Annotated in this window: 23 protein-coding genes and 1 other RNA gene; 1 reads left to right on the top strand and 23 read right to left on the bottom strand. The window is 46.4% G+C overall.

What is annotated here, in order from left to right:
- Positions 1-151 precede the first annotated feature (151 nt).
- Both msrA and KVT34_RS18150 read right to left on the bottom strand, forming a co-directional pair.
- Positions 152-829 (bottom strand): peptide-methionine (S)-S-oxide reductase MsrA, encoded by a 678-nt coding sequence (msrA, locus tag KVT34_RS18155; RefSeq protein ID WP_217560230.1) that lies wholly within the window; start codon positions 827-829, stop codon positions 152-154.
- A gap of 94 nt (positions 830-923) precedes the next feature.
- Positions 924-1,148: a MerR family transcriptional regulator gene (locus KVT34_RS18150; RefSeq protein WP_009672945.1), complete on the bottom strand. Its 225-nt coding sequence runs from the start codon at positions 1,146-1,148 to the stop codon at positions 924-926.
- A gap of 193 nt (positions 1,149-1,341) precedes the next feature.
- Here KVT34_RS18150 and KVT34_RS18145 point away from each other — a divergent pair, with 193 nt between their 5' ends.
- Positions 1,342-1,659 carry a hypothetical protein gene (locus KVT34_RS18145; protein WP_217560228.1) on the top strand — a complete coding sequence of 106 codons (318 nt, stop codon included), beginning with the start codon at positions 1,342-1,344 and terminating at the stop codon, positions 1,657-1,659.
- A 53-nt stretch (positions 1,660-1,712) separates the two neighbouring features.
- On the opposite strand, the gene KVT34_RS18140 is transcribed toward KVT34_RS18145, so the two are convergent.
- The 21 genes from KVT34_RS18140 to smpB form a co-directional block, all read right to left on the bottom strand.
- Complete coding sequence (locus KVT34_RS18140; protein WP_217560506.1) at positions 1,713-2,027, bottom strand: DMT family transporter; 315 nt, start codon at positions 2,025-2,027, stop codon at positions 1,713-1,715.
- Positions 2,027-2,377 carry a DMT family transporter gene (locus KVT34_RS18135; RefSeq protein WP_217560227.1) on the bottom strand — a complete coding sequence of 117 codons (351 nt, stop codon included), beginning with the start codon at positions 2,375-2,377 and terminating at the stop codon, positions 2,027-2,029. Before KVT34_RS18135 ends, KVT34_RS18140 begins: the two co-directional genes overlap by 1 nt.
- On the bottom strand, positions 2,346-3,143 hold the full coding sequence (locus KVT34_RS18130) for a MerR family transcriptional regulator (RefSeq protein ID WP_217560226.1): 798 nt from the start codon (positions 3,141-3,143) through the stop codon (positions 2,346-2,348). The genes KVT34_RS18135 and KVT34_RS18130 overlap by 32 nt, the downstream gene beginning before the upstream one ends.
- 190 nt (positions 3,144-3,333) lie before the next feature.
- Positions 3,334-4,797 carry a M56 family metallopeptidase gene (locus tag KVT34_RS18125; protein WP_217560225.1) on the bottom strand — a complete coding sequence of 488 codons (1,464 nt, stop codon included), beginning with the start codon at positions 4,795-4,797 and terminating at the stop codon, positions 3,334-3,336.
- Positions 4,794-5,153, bottom strand: a complete 360-nt coding sequence (locus tag KVT34_RS18120; protein ID WP_042232246.1) for a BlaI/MecI/CopY family transcriptional regulator — start codon at positions 5,151-5,153, stop codon at positions 4,794-4,796. The genes KVT34_RS18125 and KVT34_RS18120 overlap by 4 nt, the downstream gene beginning before the upstream one ends.
- A gap of 162 nt (positions 5,154-5,315) precedes the next feature.
- The gene (locus tag KVT34_RS18115; RefSeq protein ID WP_217560224.1) at positions 5,316-5,699 is read right to left on the bottom strand and encodes a retropepsin-like aspartic protease; all 384 of its coding nucleotides are present in this window, start codon (positions 5,697-5,699) and stop codon (positions 5,316-5,318) included.
- Positions 5,696-5,953: a hypothetical protein gene (locus KVT34_RS18110; protein ID WP_217560223.1), complete on the bottom strand. Its 258-nt coding sequence runs from the start codon at positions 5,951-5,953 to the stop codon at positions 5,696-5,698. The genes KVT34_RS18115 and KVT34_RS18110 overlap by 4 nt, the downstream gene beginning before the upstream one ends.
- A 93-nt stretch (positions 5,954-6,046) precedes the next feature.
- Entirely contained in the window at positions 6,047-6,565 is a 519-nt protein-coding gene (locus tag KVT34_RS18105) for a sigma-70 RNA polymerase sigma factor region 4 domain-containing protein (RefSeq protein WP_217560222.1), read from the bottom strand.
- Between the two features lie 4 nt (positions 6,566-6,569).
- Positions 6,570-7,004, bottom strand: a complete 435-nt coding sequence (locus KVT34_RS18100; protein ID WP_217560221.1) for a hypothetical protein — start codon at positions 7,002-7,004, stop codon at positions 6,570-6,572.
- Between the two features lie 382 nt (positions 7,005-7,386).
- A complete protein-coding gene (locus KVT34_RS18095) occupies positions 7,387-7,749 on the bottom strand; it encodes a hypothetical protein (protein ID WP_217560220.1) in 363 nt (120 codons plus the stop codon).
- Between the two features lie 303 nt (positions 7,750-8,052).
- Entirely contained in the window at positions 8,053-8,979 is a 927-nt protein-coding gene (locus KVT34_RS18090) for a hypothetical protein (protein ID WP_254634971.1), read from the bottom strand.
- Positions 8,969-9,508, bottom strand: coding sequence for an RNA polymerase sigma factor (locus KVT34_RS18085; RefSeq protein WP_217560219.1), 540 nt, complete (start codon positions 9,506-9,508; stop codon positions 8,969-8,971). Before KVT34_RS18085 ends, KVT34_RS18090 begins: the two co-directional genes overlap by 11 nt.
- A gap of 352 nt (positions 9,509-9,860) precedes the next feature.
- Complete coding sequence (locus KVT34_RS18080; RefSeq protein ID WP_217560218.1) at positions 9,861-11,441, bottom strand: SagB family peptide dehydrogenase; 1,581 nt, start codon at positions 11,439-11,441, stop codon at positions 9,861-9,863.
- Between the two features lie 53 nt (positions 11,442-11,494).
- The gene (locus KVT34_RS18075) at positions 11,495-13,438 is read right to left on the bottom strand and encodes a TOMM precursor leader peptide-binding protein (RefSeq protein ID WP_217560217.1); all 1,944 of its coding nucleotides are present in this window, start codon (positions 13,436-13,438) and stop codon (positions 11,495-11,497) included.
- Positions 13,435-15,393, bottom strand: coding sequence for a putative thiazole-containing bacteriocin maturation protein (locus KVT34_RS18070; protein ID WP_217560216.1), 1,959 nt, complete (start codon positions 15,391-15,393; stop codon positions 13,435-13,437). Before KVT34_RS18070 ends, KVT34_RS18075 begins: the two co-directional genes overlap by 4 nt.
- A gap of 287 nt (positions 15,394-15,680) precedes the next feature.
- The gene (locus KVT34_RS32750) at positions 15,681-15,932 is read right to left on the bottom strand and encodes a heterocycloanthracin/sonorensin family bacteriocin (protein WP_217560215.1); all 252 of its coding nucleotides are present in this window, start codon (positions 15,930-15,932) and stop codon (positions 15,681-15,683) included.
- Between the two features lie 414 nt (positions 15,933-16,346).
- A complete protein-coding gene (locus KVT34_RS18060) occupies positions 16,347-17,909 on the bottom strand; it encodes an HNH endonuclease family protein (RefSeq protein ID WP_217560214.1) in 1,563 nt (520 codons plus the stop codon).
- A gap of 553 nt (positions 17,910-18,462) precedes the next feature.
- On the bottom strand, positions 18,463-19,284 hold the full coding sequence (locus tag KVT34_RS18055; protein WP_217560212.1) for a hypothetical protein: 822 nt from the start codon (positions 19,282-19,284) through the stop codon (positions 18,463-18,465).
- Positions 19,284-22,646 (bottom strand): hypothetical protein, encoded by a 3,363-nt coding sequence (locus KVT34_RS18050; RefSeq protein WP_217560210.1) that lies wholly within the window; start codon positions 22,644-22,646, stop codon positions 19,284-19,286. Before KVT34_RS18050 ends, KVT34_RS18055 begins: the two co-directional genes overlap by 1 nt.
- Positions 22,647-23,080: 434 nt before the next feature.
- Positions 23,081-23,446: a transfer-messenger RNA gene (gene ssrA / locus KVT34_RS18045) on the bottom strand.
- 162 nt (positions 23,447-23,608) lie between these two features.
- Positions 23,609-24,088, bottom strand: coding sequence for an SsrA-binding protein SmpB (smpB, locus tag KVT34_RS18040; protein WP_009674535.1), 480 nt, complete (start codon positions 24,086-24,088; stop codon positions 23,609-23,611).
- Between the last annotated feature and the right edge of the window lie 362 nt (positions 24,089-24,450).

The following is a 24,450-nucleotide window of genomic DNA, read 5'->3' as shown; positions in this document are numbered from 1 at the left end:
CCGGAATATTTAAAAGAATTTTAAGCCGACATTATTATATAACCATATATTTATATGCACAACCTATTTTCCCGGATTCCAGGTATGTTGGAGTAAAAATTCGGCATACAGTTGAGTTTTGCAAGTAATTCGTCTCCGCCCCGAAAGCTGTCTACCACCGGATCCGACGGATCAGATCGAGAACCTTCTGCCGGGCCTCCGGCTCAACCGGCCACTGCTTGATCTCTCCGGCAACCCGCTCCAGGCTCGTGTAACCTTTGGCCAGTCCGTTCAGCCGCGCCGCCAAAGTCGAATTCACCAGCTCGCAGTGAGAAGGATACAGGGTGCCGAGCTTGTCGACGGCGTCGGGGAATCTTTTCAAATAGTATTTCTGATGCCGTTCTTCTGCCGGATAAAAAATCGAGTAGGGAGCCACTTCCGTCTCCGTCTCCGTGCTTCCCTGTTTCTTTCGCCGGGAAATAACCGCTTGCACAGCCTCCTGCTGCTCCCTATTATGGTACAAAATCAGCGACAAATACTGCCGCCCTTTATACCCGTTTATGTTGACGGGATTGTGGTTATTCCAGAAAACGTCCAGAATATCCTCAAACGTAATAACCCCCGGGTCAAACTCCAGCTCTACCGTCTCCGAATGGTCTCCCATTTCGCGATAAGTCGGCTGTTCGGCCCTTCCTCCGGCATAGCCAACCCTGGTGCGGATTACACCGGGCAAATGGCCGAACAAGGCATCCGGGCTCCAAAAACAGCCCATTCCGAGCGTGGCCGTTTGCAGATTGCTTTGCGGAGGCGTCAGCCCCGCCGTTTCCGTTCCGGCATGACAATCGTTCATTCAATCCGGCCTCCTTCATATGAATAAACCTATCCGTGCTATTGTTCCCCACCCGCAGGTGCAACTAATAAAAAAACACCTATCCAGGTGTTTTTTACCGCTCTAACAGCTCGTCTATTTCCTTTTTCAATAAAAGATACCTATGAACGCTTCTCATGATCGGCACCTTGGTCAGCGTGCTTTTATCTACATAAGTCTTCATCTGATCTTTGGACAGCCCCAGTAAATTTCCCGCTTCCGTGACCGTCAAAACAACCTCGTTACTCGTCGCATTGAACGTCTTTTTCACCTTTTGATTCCAATCCTGGAATGCTTGCATAGGACGGCAACCTTCCTAATCTTAGCCAGTACATTCTTGACTGATTGTTTAAGTATACCACAAGAAGGAGGTTTATCTAAGCCCATCGGAATTTGGCAAAGCCTATTTCACCTCTAGCTAGGTACCGTTTATGACAGAAGCCCATACAATACCAAAGTCAAATACCTACACCATTAGATTGGGGGCGGCACATATGAGTTTTCAGGGAGGCTTCGGAGGTTTTGGACCTGGCGGTTTTGGACCCGGTGGTTTTGGAAGCCCGTTTGGGTTTGGGAGTCCGTTCGGATTCGGAGAATTTGGGACTCCGTTCGGGTTCGGGGGCTTTGGCAGCCCGTTCGGGTTTGGGGGATTTGGAACCCCCTTCTTTACTCCTATCTTTTTTCGCGAAAATAATCAAGGAACAGCTAACCCGTATTTCCCTGAACAATCAACCCTGTCTTACGCAGGAACTTCTTACTACACATACCCCGGGCAGCAAACGGCACCTCAGTTTTACAACAATCAGCTGTGATCGCTTTGCGGAGAAAACAAAAAAGGAGCTGCCGCCGCAGCTCCTCTAATCATTTATCCGGCCAATTTCAACCCGCCGACAGAACATATAATACCGATAATACAACCGATCCGCAGCCAGCCTCTCGGTTCTTTGAAAAATAACATCCCCACAACGGCGGCCCCGACTGTTCCGATTCCCGTCCATACCGCGTAAGCCGTCGCCAGAGGGATCGTTTCCATCGCCCGGACAAGCAGTTGGAAGCTTACGAGAAATCCCCCGATAAGGATAATGTTGTTGGTGACATTGTTTTTTTGAGCGACCCGTTTGATCCCGATCACCCCGATCACTTCCAGCAGACCCGCCGAAATGAGCAGCAGCCAATCCATCACGTCTCACTTCCTTTACCCGACAGTTTCAAACCGACGATACACGCCAGTAGAAGAAGGATACAAACAATCCGTACCATGCTGACAGCCCCTCCGGACATGACAATTTCCACAATCGTAGTCCCGAGCGTCCCCATACCCGCAAATACGGCATAAACCGTCCCCACCGGTAAAACCTTGGCTGCTTTAATGATTAATTCGAAGCTCGTCAACAGGGCGATGAGAACGACAATACCCGGAACAGCTTCATATTTGAATCCGCTTGCCCACACAATCTCCAGTAGTCCTCCCAGGATCACATAGGCCCATGCTCTTGCTTCACTCATCCTCACTTCCGCTTTGGCTCCCATCCTGCTTATCTCCCTCCTCCAAATGCTGCAAATACCAGTCGACAATCCGGTCGATATAATCCATCACGTCGGCTTCCATTCCGTATACCTTCGCTTCTTTCCCTTCTTCGGGACGGATTAGCGACCAATATTTCTCGATGAGCTGCTCATCCTGCTGAAACCAATCCATCGAAATTTCTACGATCCGAGCCGCAAGATCTTGAGAAGCGACCGAGGACGGAAGTTCATGCAGGCGCTCCTTGACCTCCCGGATCAATTTTGCCCACGCCATATTCCGCGGATCGTCCGCGCTCAGGTCCGGCAAGCTTTTGATGATCCTAATCTCGTTATCCGTAAAATGTTGAGTCAGGAACGTTTCCCTGCCCTCGGATGGAGCGCTTAGAGACCGGATGAATAAAAAAATGTCCTCCGACTCGACATCTCCCTTCATCTCGAACGCGTGCCGTGTGATCTGGAGCAGCTTCTCCATCTCATCCAGCCGCCTTCTCTCTTCCGCAACCGCGGCCAGCTCAAAATCCAGATAAGCTCCCCAATTAATCTCGCTTGTCTCTTCCCCGGAGGAAAGCATCTTTTTGATCGAAGCCAGTGTAAAACCCAGCTCCTTCAACGCCGCAATATGCTGGAGCAGCTTAATTTCCCTGCCGGAGTAGTACCGGTAACCCGAATCCGCTACCTTGGCGGGCTTCAGCAGCCCGATTTCATCGTAATATCTCAGCGTTCTTATCGCTATGTTCGTCTTCTTGGACAACTGTCCGATACTGTACATCTAAGCCCCTCCTTCCCCCATAATTATACAGTCTCCAGTATAGTGGAGAGTCAAGAAGGGATTGAAACCTATACAGCCTCTATGTTGAAAAAAACGGAACAACAAAAGGCCCCCGGATTCTTTCCGGGGACCTTCTGGGCTGTCTGGAGAAGAAACGCAGGAGCAAATAGAAGATCGCGACGGCTTATGACTAAACCGTACTCCCGGTTTCATTGAAGTTCAGACGTTCCAAACGATCAATGAGCTGCCGCAGGTTTGTTTGGTCCTTGCCGTAGGACCTGATATCCTCACCCAGCATTTTTTCGGCCTGTTCTCTAGTGAGCGTAAAGGTGTGCGCCGAGCCATCATTCGGACCCGCAGGGTCCGCAATCGAATAGGCGATCCAATCCACATTATCAATCAAACTTAACATCAGAATGGAATTCCGGTAAAAAGCTTCTCCGCTGTTTGGCCCGTCTTTTAACACAGCCATATCGTCGTTCGCGACATAATAGACCGTAACTCCGTAAGGCTGCGCCTTCGTTTGAAGCTCAATGCCCCTGCCTTCCAAGCCGTTTGGCCTCGGCATTCCGCCGATGAGGCCGCCTACTTTTATATGGTTGCCGACATAGAGCGTTTTGTTCTCCATAAGCTTTTCCATATCATACCCGGAATAAAGCGGTTGCGAGGATAGCCGGGGCGGATGCGCTAAAGGCTCGGGATTGGCTGAACAACCTAGCACCAAGGCTGCACTAACAAGCATAGAGCCTGCGGCCATCCAAGGGGAGGGCCGACGATAGGCGAGAATATTTTTAATCCTCGCTTTAATATTCCCCTCTCCAAAAGCAAGCGGACTACCTGTCCCGAGCCCGCTCCTCCTTACCGCAAGGGAAAGCAAGGTCGTCGAGTAGCTTCCTTTAATCCGGTCGCCCATCTCGCGCACCACACTCTCGTCACAGGACATCTCCATGTCCTTGCTCATAAGCGCATAAGACAGCCACATAAGGGGATTAAACCAATGGAGAGTCAGAATCACGAACGCCAGAGGTTTTATCCAATAATCCCGTCTCCGGATATGCGTCTCTTCATGCAGTAAAACGTACGACAGCTCTTGCTCACTTAGACCGGTCGGAATGTATATTCTCGGCTTCAGAAAACCGCATACAAACGGTGTGGTGATCCGGTCCGTCTCAAATAGTCGATCCCTGACGAGAGTTGCCGTCCGGATTCTGGCCCGTATTTTCAAATAAGACAGGACGCTGTAAAAGAGAAGAACGACGATGCCCGTTATCCAGATTATACTTGTAATCCACAGGACGATTTGCATGGGATTTGCGCTTGATGCCGGTGCGGCAGCGGGAAGAGCCGAGTTAATAAAACGGCTTATTCCGCTTATTCCGGCATCCACCACAGGATTTTTTTGCATCCCTATACTCTGCGGCACAAACTCCATGAAACCCGTTCCGGCTTTGCCTTGGGGCTGTACTAGCCGTAACAGGCTAAAACTTGAAGTGAAGCTGACAGGGATGAGCAGTCTTACGGCTACGGCCGACCATAGGATGTAAGAGAATATTTTGGGGGCCCGTTTCAAAAGAAATCTCGCCATCATAACCGCAAGAGCGACATAACTGGCCGTAATGCTCATATTAAGGATCGTAAGAAACAGGCTCGTCATCGGGTCGCCTCCTCAATAATCCGCTTCAGCTCCTCAGCCTCCTTCTCCGACAGTTTCTTTTCACCCAGAAAAGCGGTTAAAAACTGCGGCAAAGATCCGTTGAAGGCTTTATCTACAACCGTCCGGCTTTCGTATTTCTGCGCGTCCGTTTTCTTAATGATTGCAGTGACCGTCGCTTCCTCGTTTTTGAGAATTCCCCGCTCACAAAGCTTTCTTAACACGGTATAGGTTGTGGACTTCTTCCAGCCAAGCTTGGTTTGGCTTAGCTTTACAAGATCGGTAGAATTGACCGGTTCATGATCCCAAACCAGACAGGCAAATTTGTATTCGGCATCGAACAATTTGTACGGTTCCAATCGGATCGCCTCCTTGAAGGTTTATTAAGGTAAACCTCTATATGATGAGTTTATTGCAGTAAACCTCCGTTGTCAAGATTTGGGGCAGCAAAAAGACCCGGCCGTCGGCTGGGTCTCTTGTATGTATGCGCGTAAGGTTTGGGATATTCCGGGATAATGCAGCTAAACCCTCGCGCTTAAAGTCAATTCTTTAGAATTGATTACTAAGCCCGCTGCCCGGATGAAATCGAAACCAATGATTCCATCGATCTCCAATCCATAATTCATTTTTCCTATCTCTACTTCAAAAACTTCCAAAAAAACCTCGCCTGTCCTCACGAAGTCAAAATATTTGGAGTAAACAATTTCTACTCCCCCTACGCCCCTTATCTTATTCAGAACATCCTCAGGCTCAACTTTAACTCCGATGGCATCTACTACATCTGCGCTGAAAATCGTTCCCGCTGAACCAGTATCGAGCAAAACGTGCTTCAAATGAAGTTGTTCGCCCCGATAACAAACCACAACTTCTACAAAAGGTAACCCGTACTTTATCTCAATATTCATCTAGGCCCTCTAACTCCCGCCCACTTCTCTCGAAGTTTCAGTTCCTCCCGAGATGTGTGAAAGAACCCATATTCCCGATAAGGCTGCTCCCGGTGCAATTCATAATAACGCTTCATTGCCACTGTTGAGTCGGCAAAACGATCAATAAGTGCCACTTCATCAATGAACCAGTATCCGTCTTCTGAATGAGACTTTAAAGCCTCACAGACCACCCATTCGTCTGGAAATTGCTCTCTAACCTCTTCCCAACGCATCTTCGTCACCTCTGAAAGTTAGTACTTTTTACTGTCAGTATATCACATAAAGGCCTGTGGACTAAGAACAAGAGCATCTCCTTGTGCCAATTACTAATAATCATTCATGTGTAACTCAACCTTATTTTGAATATTTTCAATGATTCGCTGTATTTGTGAAACCGAGACTCCGAGATGCCTAGATATCTTGATCAAATCGCGATCCTCCATTAAATGAGAAACTACTTGTTTCTCTATCAATGACAAATTCTCTATGAAATAATTCACTTCAAAATCAGTTTCATCATGTGAGGGTGAACCTAAGAAGTTGGACAAGACGGAGAAGGTGCTACTGTTATTGATTGAAGGAGCGTCTAAAGAGAGCATAGACTCTAGTCTTTTGGAGGTCCATGCAGCTTTATTTTTTTCCTTCATAATTATTCTTAATTGTAAAAGCAAGTATTCTTCAAAACATCCATACTGCACCTTATATGTACGTATAGCATGGATTAGGGCAAGTGTGCCTTCTGCAATTCTATCCTCTAACTCCAAGCCTTTATAGGAATTTTTACATTCCTGAACGACAAGAGCAATATAATGTTTCACAACATCGTCTTCGGTAATCTTTGTCATAGTATTATTTCTTTTTTGGAAGCATAGCTTTAAGCCCATTTGTTCTTGGTTTTTTAGGAGTCGCTCTCGGAGCTGTTGGTGCAGGGGTAGAGGGGATTAGCGTGGCCAGCCATAGTTCATCTTTTTTTTCAACTGAATATCTTACGGGCAAACGAACCCCGCGTTCCTCAATACAATGAACCAAGTATTCATCCCTGACTATTCCATTCTTCGGAATGCGATACCCCGCATCTGGAAATCCTATCAGTCCCAGTTTAGTACCGTCTGAATTGACCCCAATTTTAATTTTTTGTGGGATATTTTCACAGAGGCTTTTATTAAAAATAATCGTTTTCTCTTTTGATATTGTTATGGATAAAACCCGCTTGGGGGGACGTGGCAAGAACCATTCAAATTGAGGTAACTCCATCTCTACATTATTTTCAAACCTTTCATTCATGAATATCTCTCCTTTTAGTTAAATTTTGGTATTTATAGTCTTATATTACCTTTAAAGTATGTTGCATGTCAAATTTAGAATAAATATATACATCGAATTAATTTGATAAAACAAATCATCTATATTATGCTTGGATTGTCGGATAGATAATATTTATCTTTCTGAGGATTGAAATGATGTTTATATTTATTCGGAAACAGGTCAAAGAAGCTACCTCGAAACAGTAACTCTCTGTTCGAAGTAGCTTCTTGATTTATCGGGCATAACCTATTAACTGTAGAATCCACTCCAATTCCGTATTCCTTCACTCCGCTTCGACCATGTGGCTTCTACCTCTGTCTGAACACAGCAAACTTCATGCTATACTCATGTCTCCATCCCCTCATAACGAAAAATCGGTCACGCCCTTCTTGTAAGCATATTTCAGGGTGTAGGCGTCTCCGTTCTCATAGGGCATGGATGCAATTTTTATTCGAGTATAATCCAGCCTATATTCTCTTAAAACTTTTTTGATCAAAGCGATACCGCGTGCTTCATCCGTAACGACGCAAAATATGTTAAGAGCATACGAAGCCGGGTCGGAAACACACTTTCCCATATCGAACCCGTCCACGTGGCCAAGCCCCTCATCCGCTAAAAAAATCTCCAAGTACTCCATCACTTTGTCTTTTAACCAGTGGTCACGCTGGCTGCCTTTTACGCTTTTTAGAGGAAACTGCACGACCAGCCAACTTTTTTCATTCATCAAAGTCACCGCCTATACGCTGAGTTATTTGTCCCGTCTTGCGCGGGAAAGAAAATACTTTCCCCGATTATTTCTATATTTTAACAAGGCTTATAGTTCAGTTTACACTCAAGCTATATTCAATGCGACCTGTTTTTCGAGTTTAAAAGCTTTTGATCTCGCGCGTTCTCTTTTCGACATTCCTTAAGAACAAAAAAAGGCCCCGCTTTTCGCCGAGACCTTTTACATGCTGTTAAAACGAGCCGCAGCTCGGTAAATCCATAACTCGCCGCAGCCATGACAAGTGTCCAATTCATCCGTTCCCTATTCGTGCACTTGACGGAGCATATCCGCCCCTGTGACATAGCGATAATTTTTCGTTCCACCCCTACCGGTGATCTGAAAAATTTGATTATCCGGGTTATAAGTTACCGTATCTCCATATCCGGCCTTCAACGCCTTTTGAACATCGACTGATTGGATCTGACCTTTTATATGTTTGTAAATATAGATTTCTTTTGCAAAGGTCGATGCGACAACCTCGGTTACTCCATCCTTATCCAAATCTTGCTCGTAAGTGGTCCATGCATCCATTTGTTCGTAGGCCACAACCTCATCTTCTTTTAAAGCAATCCAATACACACATCTTCTTTCGGGCCCGCATTTTCCATCCAGCCGTAGATCCATCAAGCCAAAGGCATGACTCTTATAAAGTTTCGCGTCGGTCATTTTGCCATAGCCAATTTCATAAAACTCATCCTCGGCCGAGCCAGGGTGGTTGAAAAGCTGAAATCCGAAATAAGAGATCGGATCCTCGTCCGATTTAATGTAATCCATATACGTGCCGATTCCCGCAGTAGACACCGTTTCTTTTATATGCACAGACGCCAACGGCAGCCGCGACAAAGTATATCCCCTAATTCCCTTATCCGTATCAGGGATGGAAGACAGTTCCTTTGCAGGCTCGTAATGCAGGGTAATATCTTCACTGGAAGTTCCGTTGGTTCCCATTATCGTTTTCCCCATTGTTTGAAAGGCTGCAGGCCAATTATCAAAGACCGGAAAGAGCAGGAGGCAGATCAGAAGACCTGTCAGCGGAGCAGCCATATAGACGAATGGGTTTTTCAGTTTCTTTCTTTGGTTCCGTTCAATCCGTGTAAGGACCGTCTGCTTCATCTGTTCCGTGAATGCGCCCCTTCCAATAGAGCTTTCCTTAACCATTGCCGCCCAGTTCGTTTTCTCAGGATTCATGGTTTAGATTCCTCCATCTTCTTTCAACTTCTTTGCGTGCTCTGCTCATTCTTGACTTTACCGTTCCTTCAGAGATAAGAAGCAATTCCGCTATTTCTTGAATGCTCAACTCATGTTCCAGATTCAGAATAAGAACTTCTCTTAATTTTCGGGATAAACCCATAATAATTTTGCGGAGATCCGCAGCCGCCTGATTCGCCATATAGTCACCCTCGGCTGACTGTGCTACCTGAGTACTTTTCACATTTCCAAACAACAGAATCCTCCGAAAATAACTCGATCTCATTTCATTAATCGCGATATTTCTCGTAATGGAAAAAAGCCAGGTTTTGAAAGAGGATTGTCCCCGGAAGGTAGACATTTTCAAATGAACTTTAAGAAATACTTCCTGCGCGATATCATTGGATTGTTCGTAATTTCCGGTCAATGCATAGGCATACCTCCACACATCGTCCCCATATTGAGTCATCAAATTGTACAATTCCGTACTATCGACCTCTTGAAAATATTTCAGGTACTCGGTTTCCAATTTTTGTCCCCCTCCCAACCTATTAGACAAGATACCGGGTTCAAAGTTCCCTTAATTTCGTTGACGCCGAAAAAAATATTTCTGAATATGGGGGATAGGGGGCTGCCATGGATGCTTGAATATGCACCGCTTTTTTATTATTCAGTAAGCCGACCCGGCCGACATCGGTTCACGGTCACCATCGCTGAAGTACCGGGTACGATGGCAAAATAAAAACAGCGGCCGTCTAGGACTCTGTTTTTCAGGTCCTAGTTTGCCGCCGTTTCATAAGTTCCGACTTAACATCCCCCTGCCTCCAACAACGTACGGATATGTAATACCTACTTTGCGTAGGAAATTTTATCCGTCTCCTCTAGCCATGCAATCCTCCCGTTAAGCGGGGACTATGACGATAGGGTCCTATCGGGATTTGGATTAGACTCGTCAATCCTTGTGAAGTCATTTTGTAGATCTCATCACATAATCGCGCATCAAAACCGAGGAGCGGATGCCCCCCTAACCCGATAGCCGTTGCTGCTAACAGCAAATGTTGTACAAGCATCCCTGCTTCCATCTGCTGGATGCGGTACCCTCTATACCCCAGCGCTGCTGCAAGATGATCCTTGTCCCCTGCAATATGAAAGCATAGCGGTACTTGAAACAGGTTCACATTATCGGAAGGCATTCCTCCCTGCAATTGAAGCCGATAATCCCCATCGCGTATCAATCGTAACGCATGAGCAGTGCTGTCATAATGATAAGCGCCTTCCGGAATACCCTCAACGTTATACAGGCAAACGTACAGGGAGACGCGGGAAGCGGGGTTCCCATGCAACCCATCCAAGTCATTCCAATATCTAAAGGAATCCGTGGCCTCCCTCAGCAGTAAGGCCAGCTGCTCTTGGCTCACCTTGCTCATCCTAAAATCACTGTCCGGCGAATACCGCCTTCGGCTTACTGACGCCAGGTCATACGATAATCGCTTCACATAGGGCAGAACTACCACATGCCCCCCGCAGTGAGCGGTTTTCTTCTCCCCAGGTCGCGGTATCGATCGAAGCGATTCCAATAGGGAGGCTTCGTTCATTTTGATCAACATCGGAAATTCCTTAACCTTACGGGACCGGCTGTACTGATTGTGCTTAACCGTCGGCAGCTCCCGGCACAATTCGGTAGCGGAAGCACTCCTCTCTCCCTCATCGCTATTGGCAAACCAAGAGATCTCTGGTTCCACCGACAACGGAATCACCGCATAAACACTTTCCTCTTGTTCGGATATCCCGAGAAGATAATTCACGGCCCGATCGAGAAACCGGAAATACACTCCCGACGCAAAGCCAAACCGTTTGGCCACCTCCAAGAGCTGCCCGATCAGCGCACCCGCATCCAGTCCTTGCAGGCGGTAGGAAAAGTTATTGTATTTAAAGAAGTTTTTCCAGAACAGGGTCGATACAAAAACAGTACCAAAGCAAGCCAAAACGTCATAGCGATTACCCATAGCCCCGGCTAAATACGCATCGAAGTTGCCTTCGCGCAGCAGCACCAAGCGGTGGTGTGCCACGTCATAATGATAGACTCCCGCAGGCAAATCCTCTATCTTCAGATACACGTATACTTCATTCGGATATAATGCTCCCCCGGAGGGGGCAAAACGTCGGTACATCTGCAGCAAGCCCATCGATTGTACCATGGAATTTGAGGCAAGAACGGACTGGGACAATTGAGTGAGCCCGAATACGTACCAGAGAAAATGACCCACCCGGCGAAGGTCAGGCTTCACTGGAGCTTCGCCGCCTTCGAGCGTCAGCGGTATTTCCGGGGATAGCGGAACCACAGGCAAACCGCGATAGAGCTTATACGCAAGCGGCCCGTCTTCCCAATCCACCTCCAAGTCCGGGGGTTTGGTCTTGTCAATGTCATAGTGTAAATTGTCCAGAAACGCCTCCAGGCTCATCCTTGTCCCTCCTTATATGAACGAGGGTGGTTCACCACGCCACGTTTTTATACCTATGGAAATGGATGCGGATGTGGATTGAGATCTTCCGGCCTTAGCGGCTTCTCCGCATACCCAAGTTCCACAGGTACCCGGAGCACCCGCTCCAGCCCCGCTAAGCGGGTAAAGCGATGTCCGAATGTCATCGGCAGCATCCCGGGGATCAGCACCTTCACGCAATGCAGTCCGTTACGCATGATTTCCGGCGCTGTCACATCCACCACGATCACATCGAGATTCAGTCGGCGGAATGCCTTAAGAATGTCCTTCAGATCATCCGTTAAATCGGCATGTCTTGCCTGCCTCTCGAACTCCTCTTCAAACGTTCGCAACGGGCGATTGTCATCCAGCAGAAATTGCAGACGCTCCTGCGCTTGCGGCAGTCCGTACAGCAGTGAATGATCCTCCATCTGCTCCACCAGGGATGAATCATGGAACATTCGGACATACGTCTCCCGGTTCGTATCCAATTTCTCGTCGAGCGACTGAACCATGCCGGCCAACTCATGAACCGCGCTTTTCACGGCCCGTACCGGGTCCGGATGAGCCCCGGCCGCACAGATGAGATTCATACCTGTCTGCTTCCTGTTTTTCGCTATTCCCCACACACTTGGAATCCCATTCTCCATCGTCGAGTTAAAGAAATGCACATCAAACCCCGCCACCGCCCGCAAACGATCGATCATCAACTGCAATTCCCGGTCGTTAGCGGAATAAAGGTCAAGGCGCGGGAGAGGCATCTGCGCATACCAAGTCATCAGAAACGAGTCCCGCTCCACCACTTCCAATATGCCGTAAAAAATAGCTTCCTCCAAACTTCCGCCTAACGCGCATCCGTTGGAAGTTTCAAACACAAAACTGTGCCCGCAGCCCATACTGTAATAGGCAAGCTGTTCCGGAACCAGAATCGGACGCTCTTGCAAAAACGAATAACCCCATACCCAATCGATTGGGTGGTCAGGATTAAACGGTGTATACGGAGCCCCCGGCTGAGCATACTGTTCCTTCGTGTGCTCCCCCACTTTGACGGGATCGAGCGCTTGATCCTTCAGATTGCGGTAGCTATCACGGATTACCGTCCGTTTGCTTCGGGGTGCCAGACCGCAGTACCGCTCCAGCCCTTCCAATATAGCGGTCAACTCGCTCACCGCATAGGAATGAGTCCGGCCTGCCGTTCCCACGTCCTCTGCAAGCAAAGGCAGATTCACACTCACATCAGCGAAAGGCGATTTGAGGTCAACCATTTTCCCATTCAGAAAGCCGGTCCGGTAATCCAGATAGTCTTGGGTCAGAACTTTATGCAGCTCATCCATCCCGCGGCAGCGGTAACTGTCCTCGCTGATCTTCGGGCTCGGCTGCAGCGAAATATGGGCTGCTTCCGATGAATCGTCAAGCAATTGACTGCAAACCGGACACAGCGGGTCAGGGAGAACGAGGTGAAGTGTGCTCTCCAGCGTTTTCAGGTTGATCAAAAACATCTTCTCTGCCAAATGAACCGTTTGGCCTTGTAACACCATCCTTGCCTCCACGGCCAGCAAGTGACCCACCTGCAAAAGTCCTGTACGTGACGCCCATGCATCACGATCTTCTCCCCCGCGTGTTATCAGCCTCTGCTGCAGCTCCCGCATTTCCTTGCGCTCGCGTCCCGCCATGAGGCGCCGCATGTCTGCACACTGGGAGCAACCCCGTGTACCCGGACGAACCAGCGGTCCGATCACGCCCTCGCCGAATGAAACGAAGCCGCGGAGCCAAGGGATGCCGGCTGGCTGCAGCAGCTCTTCTGCCTTTTGATGAATGTAAGGATTCCAGGCATCGTTCAACACCAGAACCAAATCCGCCGCTTCCGGTACTCCTGCCTCGAAGTCGCTCTGACGAACGACCTCAAATTGGGTTGACAGTTCTTCACACACACAATCCGCCAATACCCCTTCTCCAACAATCACAACAGCAGCACTCACCGGGATCCCTCCTCTCGCAGCACTACACCAAACACCCCTGCCACTTCCTCTTTCAAGAACGGTTCTGCCGCCAGATCGAAGACTAGGAGTCTCTTACGGTTTCGACTCAAAACCTGCAAGGCGGATTGTAGAACCGCCGGTTGTGATGCTGTTTCGCATGCGGGTATCTCGAGATTTAGTGGTGCCTGTTCTTTCAAAAGCACGGACGAAAATTCCAAAGCTAGCGAGTTTATGCCATCCCGTTGGTTTTGTGCCTCCAATAAAGCCTGCTGCAATGCCTTTCGTAACGCCATGGTCTCATTTAAACCTACACTGCAATACCAGTGATCACTCGTACGGACCCACATCACGGGAAATCCGGACACTTCCTCTCCCAAGGCAATTACCGGCGCTCCCTTCATTGTCGTCAATGCTTCCAAATAAAAAAGACAGTGTTTATCTTCTACCGTGCGCAGTTGTACCCGGGAGACCAAAGGCAACTGAGACGCCTGCCACTTGCCCAGCACGTCCTCCAAACACCTTTGCAGCCCTCGGCAAATACCTTCCGCAACCGCCTCTCCCGCTCCGATACCGATAAATTCCTGCGGTTCTATCCTGCCGGCCTCTTCTCCACGATGAAAAGGAAGCATCGGAACGAGCGTACCGGCCATTCGCGACACATAGGCTTCAATCCCGGCCAGTCCCGCTTCCCGTCGCGCCTCCTCATGCGTCAGATCGGTACAAATCATATCCGGCAGCAGCCCGGCGGGTCCTTCCGATAGCGGATCGATGGCCTGAACGCGACACTGAGAGAGCGGCAGCTGCGTTAGATCCCCCTCCTCCCAAACATGAAAAATCCCTGATTCCGCCGATGTCAGCCGGCTAAAATAAGGAATCAATCCATGCTCGCTTTTATGTGGTCTCCGTTCGAGCTGAAGATCGAAATCGTGGATCCATTCAGGGGCGCTAAGTCCGGTCACAAGCGGGTGGGGCAGGAACGAATGCCACCTTCCTTCCAAAGTCTCCAGATTAAGCAGAAAAAATCGGTTGTTCTGTTCCGAATCGTCCGCTCCCGTAATCTTTTTAAACAGCTCAAACACGCTCACATTGGCCAGCATGGCTCCCGCTGTTGACGAAAAGGTGTGCAGCCGCGGGTCTTTAGAAATTGCGGATTGGTGTAGGCGACGCCATGCCGACTCCCAGCATCCCTCAAAATCCGGATGAACCAGCGGTCCCGCCATACCCGCCTGCTGCAGGCATACGGCAGGAAGAAACAACTTCTGCTCCTCCCGGCAAGCTGCATGAAGAATTCGAAGCTCCCGGACATCGTCCTCCTGTGACACAAACACGATCGAATCAAACGGCCTCACAGCCTCCTGCCAACAGCTCCCCTCCTCCTTCGGCAAGGTAATCTCCTCTACTGCCACCTCAGAATCCGTTATATGGGCATGTGCCACCAGCTCTGCCATCCGCTGCCGATCAGTCGAATCCGTACCCGAAACCAAGACATGAAACTTGGGCAAACCGGAATCAAGCAGCGCAGAAATCGCCGAGATCAAAAAAGGACCCGAACCAACCACCAATACTTTGGTCTGACGATAGCGCTGAAACCGATACGCGCCCGATTCACCGAAATGATCCAAAAATTCAATTTGAGAAGCATACTTCGTAAGAACCTCTTCCGGCAATTGATGCGGTGCATCCTGGCTCACATCCCGAGCAAAGCCGTTACGATACAAAACTTCCGCAATTTCATATACCTGGTTCCGGTGTTGGTCCGGCAAGCCGTCAGTCAAATCCTCCAATCGATGCTCCCCATTGAATATCGGTATCAATGTTTCAATCCACTGATCGATCGCCTCACCTTCCATGCGGAACGAGCTTACATTATTTCGAAAATATACACCGTTCAAATCCGGAAGAAAAAAGGTATCCCTTTTAACCTTTAGACGCATCGAAGGGTTCAAATTTGCCATTCTAGTCCTCCTCCGTAGGCTGTTCTCAATCGGCTCCGACACTTCACAAGTAATCTTATGTCCAGCTATTTGTCCCTCATGACTGTAACGTGGAGCTTCTGTCTTTTCGTCGCCGGCGCAAAACACCCCTAAATTAGAGTAGATTAACCCAAGGGTTTTTCTAACATCTATTTTAGGGGCGCACATCAAAAGGATTCAGGACTTTATCTTCTCATTAGACAACCACTGTTTCAGTAGAGAAAAAAATAATATGGGACACAACTATTTACATATCGACAATAAATACCTTATTGTCCTCCACGGTGGCAGTGGTGACAATTGGAACATCTGAAGCAGCTGGAACACCTGAAGCAACTGGAGCAATTGAAACAACTAGAACAGTTGAAACAGTTGAAACAATTGAAACACCTGAAACAATTGAAACAGTTGAAGAAGCATAAACGAGCCGATTGTTCGTTTTGAGCGTTCCAAGGAGTCGTCTCACTCGCCGTAAATTGGGAAACATTCAATTTCGCTAAATCATTTTTGAATTCGTTCATAATATTACCTCCATTTTTCATAAACAATTAATTTGATTGGCAGCATAAACCGACACGGGCAAGAAGAACAGAAACCAAGATAATCGACTTCGTCGTCCTTTTCAAAAGGTGACGGTGTTTCTGCGAGAAGCAACTGTCCTGTCGAGATCCGCCAATTCTAATACTTCATGACAACATATGAATCGGGCTCCGCTCTTGTTACTGATCTAGATGCCTATATTTTATTTTCTTCGCTGAACAGAATCATGCAGTGAAATACAAAAGGAGCCTGCCACCTTTACAGTGGCAAAGCTCCTTTTTCATGGTTGTGGATTTTTAAAATATAGAGGCGAAGAGTAGCTTGGCAAATCCATATCCTCCACCATGATGATCCAGATGTTTTGGGAAAACATATTGTATTTCATTACTTCATTTCTAATTCTTATATGTAGTATTACAATACAAGTGAGTTAATTGTCCGTTGGACGTTGAGGCCATCCCACCGTCTTCCTTTCTTATGATATGATCAATTGATCCTGTTGCTGGTGAAATATGCCCTCCACAAATGGGGCACTTTGGTATGTTTTGAACCAATGCTTGGATTTTTATTTGCTGTTTTTGTCCTCTAGAAAAATTTTTGTTAATCGAACTTGTATGATTATCAATAATATCAGTAAGTAAATATCTGAAGTCATTTAGTTCCTTCAATTTACCAATTATATCTACAGGCTCAGTCAATTTATTATTATGAATAATCTCTATGAGTGTTGCGAAATACTCTGCTACACCACGGTACCCTCTCTTCGACTGGCGCCATCTTCTTATTATTTGTTGGACCAGAAAATTATATGTCATCAGAGTTTTTTCAAATGCTTCTCTTACTTCAATAAATCTGTTTAATTGCTGCTTTTTAATCAAAGTTTCAAATAACTCTAGAATCCCATAATAAGAACCAACTTTATGTTTTCCTAAATCAGAGTAAAAATATATAAAAGGATGGAGTCCCATTGAATATGGCTTCTTTGAACTTATATACTCCAGTATTTTCAACGTATTCTTCAAATATTTCACTACATTTTCTGACGTCCCCTCTTTCTCATCTTCAATCTTATTTAAATTGTTGCAAATTTTAACAGTCTGTGTCACTGTGTCCAATGTATAGTTAGCCGAAAACGGACCACCCATTGGTAAATTGTTGATATCATCCATAGACATCTTTTTACTACCAAAAAGTAATCTGTGAATCTCTGTAGCTATATCTTGAATATCATGTTGAACCTTTTCTTCAAATCCAGACCAGTACTTATGACCTCTTCCAGCTCTCACTATAGCCCTTGCCGCAATGGCATGAGCTTTATTACGTGACATAATCAACTCTAATTCAGCATCACTTATTTTGGTTGCAGATTGATTTATTTTAAGGAAAGATTCCTCAGCAGTACTTGAATCCCCCTCCACCCATTGAACTTGGAGTGCTAAGGATCCTAGGTTATTTACAATATTAGCTATTTTATCACTGATTTCATTTTGAGGTTTTCTTCTTGCTTCTTTTAAATCTTTAAATGATCCTATTCTATTATTGATTAATTCTCTAGTTTGCTTAGCTATACTTTCCTGTTCTTCAGGAATAAATCTATCATAATATTTAAGAGATATATCTCCATCTCCATAGTCATCATTTATCCAAGCTCCTAAGCTACTTAAACGGTGCGCTCCATCAATTACAAATATAAACCCATTTTTATTTTTCCATAAAATTATTGCGGGTACCAGCTCTCCATTGATAAAGCTTTCAATAAAAGAGCATACCTTGTCATCCGACCACTCATTTGTTTCACGTTGAAATTCCGGTTTCCTTAGAGCAGTAAAAAAGAACGAATCGAACTGCAAATCCTCTATCGATAACGTAGTCTTATTCCGGTTTACTCCTCCACTAATTTCTTCTGTGACTTCGAAATCTTCTCGTGGAATAAGTGCATCTAGTGTAACTGATTTCATTTCATACACTCCCGTATATAAACTTTAGATTTATTATTTTTCCATTACTTGATTATACTATAGCATCCTATATTTTATAATATATCCATCTAGAGTAATGTATAAAAATCAAAAAGAGGAGCCTGCCACCGTATTTCGGTGGCAAAGCTTCTTTTCGCCTTTGTATATTTACATTTTGAGGCGAGGGGAGTATCGTAATCCTCATCTAACCTTCTCACGCAGCATCCCCCCTCCACCAACAACCCAAGCGGTCGATTGCAATCCCGTGCTCCTCCGCTTCGCTTCGTCCGCGCGGACTGAACCCGCGGGGTTCTCCTCCCGCTTTCATACAACAACAAAAAAGCCCCAGCCTCTCGGCTGGGACCTTTCTGTTGTTGTATGGAGGCGAACCATGGCTCTGCAAAATCACAATTAGCCGTTGCGCGCTATTGAGAGAGCCATTCCCTTGATTTATTGTTCGAACGCTTTTCAGGTCTCCTCGAGTGTTTTTTAAGTGAACAGATATCACATACACGCTTTCACCTATTCATCCAACCGATTTCTTACATCAAAATTAGGAAAGAATATCGGAGATAATCAATTCCCATATTTCTTGCGAATGGATCTGAACGGCAGAGGAATCAACGTAGTCTACTAATTCGTCGAATAAATCGTTCACGGTCATGCCGGACTTATTAAAGCTTTCTTCTATTTTTTCGTTAATGTCCCATGGATATTTTATTTGACCGTGGATGGATCGCAGGTGATGGACGCTCCTATTTCGGAGATCGTCTGATTGAAGATACCAGCCAATTAGTGCCTTCTGCCACTCCGAGATGATCCTCTCGCCCCCTAATAAAATTAAAGCCTTTACACCAGATTCTAATTGGACAATGACATTTTGGGTAACCACTTCGAAATGTGTGTAAGCAGCATTAAAATTAAATACGTCAGATGAAACCTGATGATGGTAGGGTTCGCAGAAAAAGGGCCCGAATACCTTATCCAATTTGGGTTTGATAATAGTTCTTGGCGGCTTGTTATGGCAGTAGATACTGCGCAGTTCTGTCAAAGCACGAAAGTATTGCTCAATCACTTGACGGTTTCTTCTAGATAATGCATGCTCTTGTTCCATGATATTCAGCAGGGTTTGGGTCTGATTATTATAATTCTGACGCATAAATACATGGTGCGTTCGAAAAACGTAAGGCATGCAATCATAGAACAGTCCGTACACATTGGTAACCGCCGTCCAAAAGCGAAGTTCTCCCTCAGCATCGCCTCGAATCGGCTTGGGATGATAGGATTCAGCAAGCAGAAGCGCAGCATGCAAGTCCCGGCATAGTTCATTTAAATCGTTAACGCTATCATTTGCAAACAAACTGCTTGTCCCCATCAGGCTCCTCCCTTGATCAAGCAAGCTTGGAGCCCACTGAAAGAGGTAGCTATATTCAGATTCATTAACTTCTCTCTCTCTTTAAGGCTATCTTCAGATCGACCAACTAACTCGGCACGGAAATAGATAGACTCCTGAAAACCGGCGTTACGGAAATTCACGTAACCTCTGTGCTGAGTCCGGTTGTATCGACCATCTATGCTGCCGGTGAAAGAAAGCGGTTTGCCTTCCGCATCGCAAAGAACATGCAAGCGACGCTTCTCGTAAGAGGTGCCTTTTCGCAGTTCCTCGAATAGTTGGTCACATTCATGTCCTCTGCGGTTTTCGAGCTGAGCACAGCATAGAGCTAATAAATAGACCATGCGGGGAGGGCGTACTTTACTTAAATCTAAGTATCTGCTGCAAAGTTCATACATTTGTTCCCATTCTGGGGTTTCCATGGAGGTGCGGGTTTCTTCGTCAAGCGGAATCACCGGCGTCCGATTAACCAATAACCATTTTGTATGAATCAAGATGTACAAGCAAGAAGCGCTTCCAAGCACAATCGAGTAGTGACGTGGATTTTCCATAAGGTCTATGATTCGCTTGCAGCTTTCTATCTTGTTTGCTTCTGTTAACAGTTCGTTAAAACGAAGGGCGTTATCCCCGACTCCGAGTAACTTACGAGCACGAAAATGTATTCCGTAGGAATTTCCCTCCTCGATACTCTTCTGAAAACGATCCTCATTAAAATATATACTATCAACTAAGGCATCAAGCCGGCCAAAGATGTTTTCATCCAGACTATCCTCAGTGGTCATTATTTCTTTGTAATGATCCAGAGTTTCCAGCAAACTCAATTTGTCATTAATGTCTTTCAGATTGTCTGCGTATTGCAAGCCAGCCCATAAGTAGGCTGTATATGCGTAATTATCCTCCGGGTAGTGTTGAATGACTAGATCCATTCGTTCCTTAACATTTGCATATAGTTCCAACTTAATAAGCGTATCGTCGAAGTCATAAAGGCGATTGCTTAGATTAGCCCATTCCACGTACAAGTTCGATAGGAAGCGGTTCATTTTCTCGCTTTCGCGCCGCTTAATTTCCTGTCTTGCAATCTCATGCATTTCTGAAAGGAACGAGATGCGGTCATCCTCCGTTTGCCCCCAACGCGAGTCTTTGCAGATTTCGCGTGTCAACATAATTTCAGTCAGAATCAAATCAGTATTTCTGTTCTCGCTTTGCTCACGATATTTACGTAACTCCTCGACGAGTAACATGAATTTCGGGAATAAAGAGTCCTGCCTCCACAAAGATTGATTCGATTCCTTGTTGTTGGGCCCTATTGTGCGGATGATGCCTTGAATAAGCCTCTGCTCCCGTAACGAACCAGACGATACATGATTCAGCATGGTAATTATCAAGTCGAAAGTATCCCATTCGTACTCCTTAAGCAACATGTTCGCCTCTAATTGGCTGCGGATTCGAAGCGCGCTTCCATCAACCGTTTCGATTTCTCGAATCAGGGCATTTTCAAGGATCAATTTTAATATTTTGGATGTATCCATGGAATATGCCCCTAGTAAACGCATTGCCAAAGGTAGAGGCATGTTTTCTTTGTATACTGTACAAACGGCGATACAACAGACTAGTTTTTTTATAGTAGTATCGATTTTTTCGGTTTCTTCCTTCACTTTATCTTCACCGTTCTCAGTGACAGTCAGCATCAGAGACTTCTCCAACTTCTCCATAATTGCAGTGATCTTCTGTCTCATTACTGTATTGAGTGCGTCCTGAGCTAACTCTCGGGATACTTCAGAAAATCGCTGACTCATGTCTTCAACATGTCCATCGTTTTCTCTCCGTAGCCGAGCGTGCAAGTTTCTATGCAAATCTCGGAACAGATATAAGGAACCTATGAAATTCATAGAAGCGGTAGAATAGTAGTGAATCATGTTATCCGCGTCTTTTGGGCGAAATCCGGCCTTCTCAACTAGTAACTTTCGAACCAATTGTTCTTCGTTGCCCTGCAAGTCGATTTCTACGTCGATACAAGTATACTGATTTCGTTCGTCAGCCGCCGTGGCTCTCTGGTAAGCAGTACAGACGATTTGCACTCGGCGTCCTCTACTGCGCAGCATATTCAGGAGATCCCTAGCCTTATTCAGATCAGAACGGACACGACATGCTGTATCCCAAATGATTAACGTTGGATTGGGATTAGAACTTTTCGCGTCAATTTGCTTAAGAAGTTCGTCCAAATGTTTAAAATTTTCGGAACGCTTCTTTATGGTCCCTTCTGCTGTATTCTCGCTTTCTTCGGTGAACTGCACGTCAGGATCGGCAATGTAAATGACTGGATATTGTTGTTCATGAAAAATCTGATAGGCTAGTCCACCTAGGGCATTTGTTTTCCCAGAGCAAGCTTGGCCACAGAGCATAATCGGTTTTTCCCTACGCTCTTTGTCGCCCGCACTTCGTAAAGCGATGATCGTATGGTCGTATAATTCATCTTCGAAATATCGTTTGATGTGAAAATCATTCTGTTCTCGATATCCATACCATTTGGGCATGCCTATTGTACTGTTCTGTAAAAATGACTGGAAGTATTGGCTTGTGAGTTCCGCAGGAAATAAATCTGAAAGTTCTACAGTATGATAATCGAGAAGCTGAACAAACGATTCAACGTTCATTAGAAGCTGTTTGTCTAGCTCGCTGTCCATATAGACTTGCTTGCCCTTTGAGTAAAAAAAGGTAAAATCGTTTCCACGATCATCTATATCCAGGATTCCGGCATACTTTTCATCGTCATCTATACTTTGCAACAGGTCGGATATCGTTACGTCGAGGAGAACCGCCGCTCCGTTCTGTGCAAATCTTTGTAGATATGGGTTGTCGACCTGATCGTCCACTCCAAAGAAAAATGCGAAATTTTTACGTTTGATCTTAGCTAGTTGTCTGTATATTTGTTGAATCATTGATGCATCGGCTTCCAGGTCAAGACCGTCAAACACTATCCGACCATAAGTCTCCAATAGAACAGGCATTTTTTCCAAAAAGGTTTGCGAAATCTCTTCCTGCTCCAGTTCGTCCCTAGAATCATCCTCCAAGCCAGAGATGCGAACAATAGACAATTCCCGCGAATTGTATTCTATGAACTTTGCATCTTCAGTCGTAAGGATATCGGCTACACGCCTCTTAATGTTACGTTGGAACGCATCAGTTAGAGCCGAATCGCGGCTAGTTGTGTATACACAAGACCAGCGCTGGGAGATTAGTTTCTCCATTAGTTCGATAGGCGAACGACTACCGAGAAATAAAATAGTAGGTTCAATGTTAATATGAGTGATAAGGTCAATCAAAATCATTTCATGATTTTTCATTAGTACCTCCGTTTCAAAAATCATGGATAAAGGTGTACTTCAAATTAATTCAACACTATTACCAATTTTTCCTTTCTGCAATTATTTTGACATGGCAAATACAATGCGCCAAAGGTTCCTGTTCTGTGTGAGAAGAAAATGGCTCTATCCCAACCAAGCTCATTATTTTGCCTAATTTGGCTAGGAGAGAGCATAGCAAAAATCCACAACCGGATTCGGTTGTGGATTTTCAGTATGGAGGCGGGAGAAGTATTGCAATCCTCTTCTAACCTGCTCACGCAGCCTCCCTCCGCCGACAACCCTAGCGGTCGATTCCAATCCCCTGCTCCTCCGCCTCGCTTCGTCCGCGCGGACTGAACCCGCGGGCTTCTCCTCCCCGCCTCCCGGAACAACAAAAAAGTCCCAGCCTCTAAGGCTGGGACCTTTTTGTTGTTGTATGGAGGCGAGGGGAGTCGAACCCCTGTCCGAAGATAACGACACATAAGCTTCTACGGGTGTAGTCACGGGTTTGATGTCACCCAAGCAAGCGCCCCGTAACCGGCTCTCACTAAGGTCAGCCTGATTGTCTTCTTCAGCACACCCCAGGCGGAGATGTGACAGCGTATCCCACTAAAGGTTAGCCCCTACATCCGGCACATGGGCGATACAGGAGAGGAGCACGCTCACAGGTTATTAAGCTGCGAAAGCGTAGTTTTGTTGTTGTTTGCCGTTTAATAGGCTTTAGCGTTGATGAAGCGGACGCGTCCCCACTACCCGCTACCCATGCTCGAACTACCCCCGTCGAATCCAAAAACGCCCCCGTAATAGAAAAGGAACTCGGATGCAACGGCTCATCGAGCCGGATGCTGTGTTCTTCTTACACATTTATTATACCACATTTCCCGCCAAAAGCAGGTGCTGATCCATGGAAGTCCAGGATCGGTTTCCCACCCGCTCTCACAAGGAGCAGCTAATAAACCACATTACCTGGCGACCTTCTGCTTCTCACGCAGAGCCCGCTGAATATCACGCTGAGCATCGCGTTTAGCCGCTGTATCGCGCTTGTCGTACTGTTTCTTACCTTTACCGAGTCCGATCAGCAGTTTTGCGTAGCCGTTGCGGATATAAATCTTAAGCGGGACCAGCGTATAGCCTTCCTGTTTGGAAGCGCCGATCAGCTTGTTGATTTCCGCTTTCTTCAAAAGCAGCTTTCTCGCTCTAGTCGGATCGGTCGGATTGTTCCGGTTTCCCTGTTCAAAAGGACTGATGTGCATATTATGCACGAACGCTTCGGCATTGCGAATGGTTGCGAACGAATCAGAAAGATTCGCCCGGCCGTTCCGCAGGGATTTGATTTCCGTACCCGTCAGCACAAGCCCGCACTCGTAAGTGTCTTCAATAAAGTAGTCATGCGAAGCTTTCTTATTCTGTGCCAGCACCTTGCCGTCCGCTTTCTTGGTCACGGTCATCCCTCCAGTCGTCCATGCTATTAATACCCCATCCGTGCCTTTTTGAAAAGGCGGAGTGTTCTTTATTGTAGCAATTTCCCTGCCAAAAATCAAGAAACGCCCGGGCCGTGGCATGTCCGGTAAAAAGACGTGCACACGGTCGGGCCGTTTCATTAATACTCATGTATTTATTTGCCGTTGTAAAAATTCAACGGGCTTAACTTTTAGGCATGCAAGCTTTGTTTATGCAAGGGGATAAACGCCTCACCGTCTGCGTATGGCCCACATCGGAATGTATGCCAGACAACAGCCGTCAGCGCACGGGATTCCTACGGATCATCATGGACCATAAGCCTATCGCTAACACAGCGGGCTTA

The organism is Paenibacillus sp. GbtcB18 (assembly GCF_019091125.1).
In the GTDB taxonomy this organism is placed as follows: Bacteria; Bacillota; Bacilli; order Paenibacillales; family NBRC-103111; genus Paenibacillus_F; species Paenibacillus_F chitinolyticus.
Note: the sequence above shows the minus strand (reverse complement) of the source record. Positions and strands in the feature narration are given on the sequence as shown.

Coding starts and splice junctions, on each gene's coding strand:
- KVT34_RS18145 (WP_217560228.1), top strand. CDS start 1,342: ATGAGTTTTCAGGGAGGCTTCGGAGGTTTTGGACCTGGCGGTTTTGGA.
- KVT34_RS18070 (WP_217560216.1), bottom strand. CDS start 15,393: ATGGCAAATTTGAACCCTTCGATGCGTCTAAAGGTTAAAAGGGATACC.
- KVT34_RS18125 (WP_217560225.1), bottom strand. CDS start 4,797: ATGACGAGCCTGTTTCTTACGATCCTTAATATGAGCATTACGGCCAGT.
- KVT34_RS18105 (WP_217560222.1), bottom strand. CDS start 6,565: ATGACAAAGATTACCGAAGACGATGTTGTGAAACATTATATTGCTCTT.
- KVT34_RS32750 (WP_217560215.1), bottom strand. CDS start 15,932: ATGAACGAATTCAAAAATGATTTAGCGAAATTGAATGTTTCCCAATTT.
- KVT34_RS18110 (WP_217560223.1), bottom strand. CDS start 5,953: ATGCGTTGGGAAGAGGTTAGAGAGCAATTTCCAGACGAATGGGTGGTC.
- KVT34_RS18140 (WP_217560506.1), bottom strand. CDS start 2,027: ATGGATTGGCTGCTGCTCATTTCGGCGGGTCTGCTGGAAGTGATCGGG.
- KVT34_RS18050 (WP_217560210.1), bottom strand. CDS start 22,646: ATGAAAAATCATGAAATGATTTTGATTGACCTTATCACTCATATTAAC.
- KVT34_RS18055 (WP_217560212.1), bottom strand. CDS start 19,284: ATGGGGACAAGCAGTTTGTTTGCAAATGATAGCGTTAACGATTTAAAT.
- KVT34_RS18135 (WP_217560227.1), bottom strand. CDS start 2,377: ATGGGAGCCAAAGCGGAAGTGAGGATGAGTGAAGCAAGAGCATGGGCC.
- KVT34_RS18060 (WP_217560214.1), bottom strand. CDS start 17,909: ATGAAATCAGTTACACTAGATGCACTTATTCCACGAGAAGATTTCGAA.
- KVT34_RS18115 (WP_217560224.1), bottom strand. CDS start 5,699: ATGAATATTGAGATAAAGTACGGGTTACCTTTTGTAGAAGTTGTGGTT.
- KVT34_RS18090 (WP_254634971.1), bottom strand. CDS start 8,979: ATGAATCCTGAGAAAACGAACTGGGCGGCAATGGTTAAGGAAAGCTCT.
- KVT34_RS18130 (WP_217560226.1), bottom strand. CDS start 3,143: ATGTACAGTATCGGACAGTTGTCCAAGAAGACGAACATAGCGATAAGA.
- KVT34_RS18080 (WP_217560218.1), bottom strand. CDS start 11,441: ATGAGCCTGGAGGCGTTTCTGGACAATTTACACTATGACATTGACAAG.
- KVT34_RS18150 (WP_009672945.1), bottom strand. CDS start 1,148: ATGCAAGCATTCCAGGATTGGAATCAAAAGGTGAAAAAGACGTTCAAT.
- KVT34_RS18095 (WP_217560220.1), bottom strand. CDS start 7,749: ATGAATGAAAAAAGTTGGCTGGTCGTGCAGTTTCCTCTAAAAAGCGTA.
- msrA (WP_217560230.1), bottom strand. CDS start 829: ATGAACGATTGTCATGCCGGAACGGAAACGGCGGGGCTGACGCCTCCG.
- KVT34_RS18100 (WP_217560221.1), bottom strand. CDS start 7,004: ATGAATGAAAGGTTTGAAAATAATGTAGAGATGGAGTTACCTCAATTT.